The sequence below is a fragment of the Ferruginibacter sp. genome, from assembly GCF_031430955.1.
Classification (GTDB): domain Bacteria; phylum Bacteroidota; class Bacteroidia; order Chitinophagales; family Chitinophagaceae; genus Ferruginibacter.
In genome coordinates this window covers 1-2,873 of record NZ_JANPCM010000058.1, presented here as the reverse complement: position 1 = coordinate 2,873, position 2,873 = coordinate 1, and the positions used below count along the sequence as shown (strand labels likewise).

The following is a 2,873-nucleotide window of genomic DNA, read 5'->3' as shown; positions in this document are numbered from 1 at the left end:
ATTATATCCTTTTGAATGGGAAGACAAATCGGGCAGTACAAAATAATATTCATCGGGGCTTGAAATAAAAGATATTGGGTTGCTGATATTTTGCAGTTGATTGGCTTCTATATGCCAATAATCACCCAGGTTGTTTTGCGGTACAAATTTTCCGGCTGCATCTTTTTTCAAAAACATATACATTTTTGACTGTGCACCATACATGAGTGGCAGCGCAACGGTATGTGTATTTATTGCATTGCCCAACAGGCTGTTTGTGGGGCTGAATTTTGGTATATAATTTTGATAATAAGTCGCATCGCCCAGGCATCCTTTGGGCAGATAAGATTGCTGCATCCATTCTACAAACTGCTGGCAATTGCCAATCTGGTTGGCACTGTAAATTCTGTCGGCAAGCTGTTTACTTTTTGGCGCTGTTATATGTTTCCTGATTTCCATCCAGCCAATATCAATATCGGCAATGCTTTCGAGTTTGAAGCCAATACGGTCAACGTATATTGGTTGTGCCTGCGATGTGAAAGTAATTGCAACCAGTGCAATGAGGATAATCTTATTCATTTTATAAAAATTATGGGATTGGAATTTTATTTACCCAGCTTTTTTGCCAGATCAATTTTTTATAACACCACTTGTTTTATCCTTTATTTTATTGAATAATGATTTCTTTTTTTTAATTGGTGTTGTGGCACTATCGGTTGCGCCGGGTGCAGGTGTATTTACTTTAAGTGTATTATTTTTATTGGTGTTAGTCTGTACATCAGGAGTATTTACCGGTGTTGTGTTGTTTTGATTATTATTTGTTTGTGTTGAAGTTTTTTCAGTCATCTGAGTTTTTTGCTTCGCAATAATTTCTCCCTTCATCCAATCTTTTACAAAAGCGGTTACCACGTCATTCACTTCTTTGCCTGCCCGGTAAAGGGCTTTCCATTTAAGGCTCTTTTTTTCGTAAGCCGCATTGGTAAATACCTGTCTTCTTCCCGAACTGGAGAGGGTTGCATTAAAGTCAACGGTTGCAACAAGGGTAAGATATTCCTGTAATCTTTTTTTTACCAGAACCGCCGGGTCGGCAGGATAGGCTTTTTCCCAGATATCTTTGCCGTAAAAAGCTTTTTTTGATTCTTCAATTAACGCCTCTATCCTCTTCTGATTTTCATCCATCAACTTTTGTTGTTCTGCTACATACTTTGTATCGGTTTTATAATTAGTTATGTTTTTTCCATACATAATTTTATTTTTTTTTAGAGATGAAAGGCTGGAACCATTATCAGAAAGTGGCATGGTTTCTTCACGGCGGTTGTAATAATCAGTAACAAACTCTTCGCTGTTGATATATCTCTTTACATAATCACACAAGTCTTTTGCAGCGGCTGCTTTATCTCCCTGTATAACATTTTTGAGCATGGGGACATACGGCATTTTAAATGAGTTCATTTGCCTGTACACAGACTGGCTGTTGTCCTCTTCATTAAGATCCATAGCACCTGTTGAAAAACTACCCACCAGGTTATTGACAATATTCGTTTGTGCATCACGCTGCTGCATACCCAGCCTGGCAATAATATCATCTGCAATTTTAAAAGCTGTTACTGCTACAGCAATAACAACCATACCAAATATTATATTTTTCTTTTTCATAATTACATTTTTTAAACAATGAAATATTTTTTTAAAAATGATGAGCATAATATTTTTACAGTGGACAAAACCTGCAAGGACCCACACCGGTGTAATTTGAAAAAATGCCCGATGATGCAAAGCGGCTATCCAACTTTGCACCAATGCCAAATACCACATAGCTGCCCGAATAACTCATAACTGCACTGCCAACACTGCTGCCTGCAACGGTGGAAACAGCCTTGTTCTTTTTTGCAGCCACCTCATACAGTACAATATTGGAAGCAGGCACACCGAGGTTAGTGGCTTTGGTTGAATACGCAACATAATTGCCATCATACGAAATAGCGATTTTTTCTCCCTGCCCAATGGGGCTATCTGCATTACCGAATTTTCCATCGGCAGTGGTGCTTGCAATAATGGTGGTGTTGGTTTGCGTATCGTAAATAAAAACATCCTGAAAATTTTTATCATCGCCTGGTACCATGTTGCTTGCGGTGGTAGTAAAAGCAATATACCTGCCGTTGCCCGATATGGATGGCGCCACAATGCGGTTTACACTTTCTTCTCCCTGGTTGCGTTCTTTTCCATCGGCTGTAAGACTGATCCTTTTTAGCTTCGGATTATTTTGTTCCCATAAAAAAATATCCCACAACCCATTTTTATCATTGCTTACCAATGTTGATGTTTGTGAATAAAAAGCCATCCGCTTTCCATCATAAGCAATAGAAGCATTGGAACCGCCACCACCTTTTTTTGATGAGGGATCAACGCTGATCATAGTGGTTGTATTTAAAGCCATGTCTCTTAAAAAAACATTATTGTTAGACTCGCCTTTTTCCGTTGTAGAAATATTGCTTGCGGTAGAAGTGAAGGCAATTAAATTTCCATCACCTGAAACCGATGGTTCATAACTTGCTGCGTTCGCCTCTTTGTCATCATTGCCAACACTTGCTCTTTCAATTTTATTGGTAACGGAATGCCAGATGAAAATATCTTTCACGCCATTTTTATCATCAGTAATTAAGTTGGTAGCATTTGATTCAAATGCAACTGATTTTCCATCGCCTGAAATGGCAGGTGCATAACAATCGCCGTTACCTTCTTCGCCGGTTGGTGCTGCGCTGATTAGTTTTGTTGTGCCGGTGTTTCTATCCCGCCAAAAAACCTGGCGATACTTTCCACTGCCGCTTGCGAAACCAGCAGCAGATGATACAAAGGCAACATACCGGCCTTCTTCGCCAGGGTTTCCACCAACA

3 protein-coding genes are annotated in these 2,873 nt (G+C 39.4%); all 3 read right to left on the bottom strand.

Translation table 11 applies throughout. From position 1 onward, the window contains the following. Positions 1-558: hypothetical protein (locus ACY65O_RS01630; protein ID WP_462219104.1), on the bottom strand; the 558-nt coding region annotated here is incomplete at its 3' end. Between the two features lie 51 nt (positions 559-609). Next, positions 610-1,635 (bottom strand): hypothetical protein, encoded by a 1,026-nt coding sequence (locus tag ACY65O_RS01625; RefSeq protein ID WP_462219103.1) that lies wholly within the window; start codon positions 1,633-1,635, stop codon positions 610-612. A gap of 55 nt (positions 1,636-1,690) precedes the next feature. Continuing rightward, the coding region (locus ACY65O_RS01620; protein WP_462219102.1) for a TolB family protein at positions 1,691-2,873 on the bottom strand (1,183 nt) is incomplete at its 5' end.